The following is a 3,039-nucleotide window of genomic DNA, read 5'->3' on the forward strand; positions in this document are numbered from 1 at the left end:
CTCTTCTATCTCGACAACACGATCGAGAAGGTGGAAGGCATGCGCCCCTATTCGCCGCTCGAACTTGTCGGGCGCAACATCTATATGCGCGAGGGCTGCTACCTCTGTCATAGCCAGATGATCAGGCCGTTCCGCGACGAAGTTGAGCGCTATGGCCACTACAGCCTGGCTGCCGAGTCCATGTACGATCACCCCTTCCAGTGGGGATCGAAGCGCACCGGGCCGGATCTCGCCAGAGTTGGCGACCGCTACTCGAATGCATGGCATGTCGCGCATCTTACCGACCCGCGCTCGGTGGTGCCGGAATCGATCATGCCGAGCTATGGGTTCCTGAAAGACACGCCGATCGACGTGAAGGATTTCTCGACGCATCTGGTCGCCAACAGGCTTGTAGCCGTCCCTTACACCGATGACATGATCGCCCACGCCAATGCGGATCTGGCGGCGCAGGCCGATCCCAATGCCGACACATCAGGCCTTGAGGCGCGTTACCCAAAAGCCAAGATCGGCGACTTCGACGGCAACCCGCAACAGGTCACCGAAATGGATGCCCTGCTCGCCTACCTGCAGATGCTTGGCACACTGGTCGACTTCAAAAATTACGACGAAGCCGCCGGCTACCGCTGAGGAGAACGCTGATGACCTACAATTTGATGCGGGCGTTTGCCGACAGCTGGGGCCTGGTTGCGATGGCGCTGTTCTTCGTGGGGTGCATCGCCTTTGCCCTACGCCCCGGCAGCCGAAGGCTGGCCGACGAAGCGGCCCGCATTCCGCTCGAGGACGAGTGATCATGAGCGACGAGCATATCGATGAAATCTCTGGCGTCTCGACCACCGGCCACGAATGGGATGGTATCCGGGAGCTGAACAACCCGCTTCCCAGATGGTGGGTTATCACTTTTTACGTCACCATTGTCTGGGCGATAGGCTACACCATTGCCTATCCAGCATGGCCTCTGTTGCACTCGGCGACAACGGGTGTGCTCGGCTATTCCAGCCGCAACGAGGTCAGGAACGAGCTGACCGCGGCTGAGGCCGCCAAGGGCAAATATATCTCGGCGGTGGAGTCCAAGAGCGTCTCGGAAATCGCCGCGGACGACGGCCTGCGCGAATTCGCAATCGCCGCCGGTGGCGCCGCTTTCAAGGTCAATTGCGTACAATGTCATGGCTCCGGCGCCCAGGGTTCCAAGGGCTTTCCCAATCTCAACGACGACGACTGGCTGTGGGGCGGCAAGGCCGAGCAGATCCAGCAGACGATTACGCACGGCATCCGCTTCGCATCCGATCCGGACACGCGCCTGTCGGAAATGCCGGCCTTCGGCGACATCATTACCGCCGACCAGATCGCACAAGTCAGCGCCTACGTGGCCAGCCTTTCCGGCAAGGTCCGCGATGCAAGTCTGATCCAACCCGGCGCCAAGGTCTTTGCCGAGAATTGCGTGGCCTGTCACGGCGACAATGCAAAAGGCAACAGGGAATTCGGCGCCCCCGACCTGACCGATGCGATCTGGCTCTATGGATCCGGTGAGACAGCCATCGCCGCACAGGTCCGTGCGCCAAAACAGGGCGTCATGCCGGCCTGGGTTGGCCGTCTCGGCGAGATCAAGGTCAAGGAACTTGCAGTTTATGTCCATTCGCTTGGCGGCGGAGAATAGGAATGGAAGGTCCTATTCTTCGGTCCCCCCTGCCAAGCGGACGAGGCCCGGCGTGAGCCGGGCCTCGACACCATCCCTAATGCGATCTGCACAACCCGGCAAGGCTATCCTACGGCGAGGCTTTACGACAGGTGCCCCTGACATTGGCTGGGAAAGTGGAGTTGCACATGCGTGACAAGACGCAGTTGACAGGGCTCGAAACAGAAACTGTCAATTCCGCCAAAACCCGCAAGCCGCTTTATGCCGCGCGTCAAAAGATCTTTCCGAAGCGCGCCTCGGGCAACTTTCGTCGCTTCAAATGGCTGGTGATGACGATCACACTTGGCATCTATTACCTGGCTGCGTGGCTGCCTTGGGCTCGCGGTCCATTTGCCCCGGACCAGGCAGTCCTGCTCGATCTCGCGAACCGGCGCTTCTACTTCTTCTTCATCGAGATATGGCCCCAGGAATTCTTCTATGTGGCCGGCCTCCTGGTCATGGCGGGCGTCGGTCTTTTCCTGATCACCTCGACTGTCGGCCGTGCCTGGTGCGGCTATGCATGCCCTCAGACGGTGTGGGTCGATCTGTTCCTCGTCGTCGAACGTGCGATAGAGGGCGACCGTAACGCTCGCATGAAACTCGATGCAGGCCCCTGGACCGCCCGCAAGCTGATGCTGCGCTTATCGAAGCACGCCGTCTGGCTGGTCATCGGTGCGGCGACCGGCGGCGCCTGGATTTTCTATTTTGCCGATGCGCCGACGCTGGTTGGCGAACTCTTCACCGGCACCGCGCCACCCGTCGCCTACATCACTGTCGCCGTGCTGACGGCTACCACCTACACGTTCGGCGGTCTGATGCGCGAGCAGGTCTGCACCTACATGTGCCCATGGCCGCGCATCCAGGCAGCGATGCTCGACGAAAGTTCTCTCACCGTCACCTACAATGACTGGCGCGGCGAACCGCGTTCTCGCCACGCCAAGAAGGTCCTTGCCGCAGGGCTGCCGGTCGGTGACTGCGTCGACTGCAATGCCTGCGTCGCGGTCTGCCCGATGGGGATCGACATCCGCGATGGCCAGCAGATGGAATGCATCACCTGCGCGCTGTGCATAGACGCCTGCGACGGGGTCATGGACAAGCTCGGCAAGGAGCGCGGGCTGATCTCCTATGCGACACTGTCCGACTACAACGCCAACATGATGCTGGCGACCGCGGGCGGCTCCAGTTCAGTCAACCCGTCGCAGGTCAGGACCGCTGATGGCCTGTTCTCCGACAAGGTGGCGCATTTCCATATCCGCAAGATCTTTCGGCCACGCACCTACGTCTACATGGGTATCTGGTCGCTGATCGGCCTGGGTCTGCTCTATTCGCTGCTGACGCGCGATCGGCTCGAAGTCAACGTGCTGCAT

At 60.9% G+C, this 3,039-nt stretch carries 4 protein-coding genes; all 4 read left to right on the forward strand.

Annotation, left to right across the window (positions count from 1 at the left end; all coding sequences use genetic code 11):
• Nucleotides 1–627 (forward strand): cytochrome-c oxidase, cbb3-type subunit II (gene ccoO, locus EN884_RS31065; RefSeq protein WP_128360939.1); only part of this gene is annotated, 627 nt, incomplete at its 5' end.
• A gap of 11 nt (nucleotides 628–638) precedes the next feature.
• Complete coding sequence (locus tag EN884_RS31070; protein ID WP_024502864.1) at nucleotides 639–788, forward strand: cbb3-type cytochrome c oxidase subunit 3; 150 nt, start codon at nucleotides 639–641, stop codon at nucleotides 786–788.
• Between the two features lie 2 nt (nucleotides 789–790).
• Entirely contained in the window at nucleotides 791–1,654 is an 864-nt protein-coding gene (gene ccoP / locus EN884_RS31075; protein WP_063169223.1) for a cytochrome-c oxidase, cbb3-type subunit III, read from the forward strand.
• Nucleotides 1,655–1,821: 167 nt separating this feature from the next.
• The coding region (gene ccoG / locus EN884_RS31080) for a cytochrome c oxidase accessory protein CcoG (protein WP_128360940.1) at nucleotides 1,822–3,039 on the forward strand (1,218 nt) is incomplete at its 3' end.

It is taken from the genome of Mesorhizobium sp. M7A.F.Ca.AU.001.01.1.1 (assembly GCF_004022735.1).
GTDB lineage: Bacteria > Pseudomonadota > Alphaproteobacteria > Rhizobiales > Rhizobiaceae > Mesorhizobium > Mesorhizobium ciceri.

Coding starts and splice junctions, on each gene's coding strand:
- EN884_RS31070 (WP_024502864.1), top strand. CDS start 639: ATGACCTACAATTTGATGCGGGCGTTTGCCGACAGCTGGGGCCTGGTT.
- ccoP (WP_063169223.1), top strand. CDS start 791: ATGAGCGACGAGCATATCGATGAAATCTCTGGCGTCTCGACCACCGGC.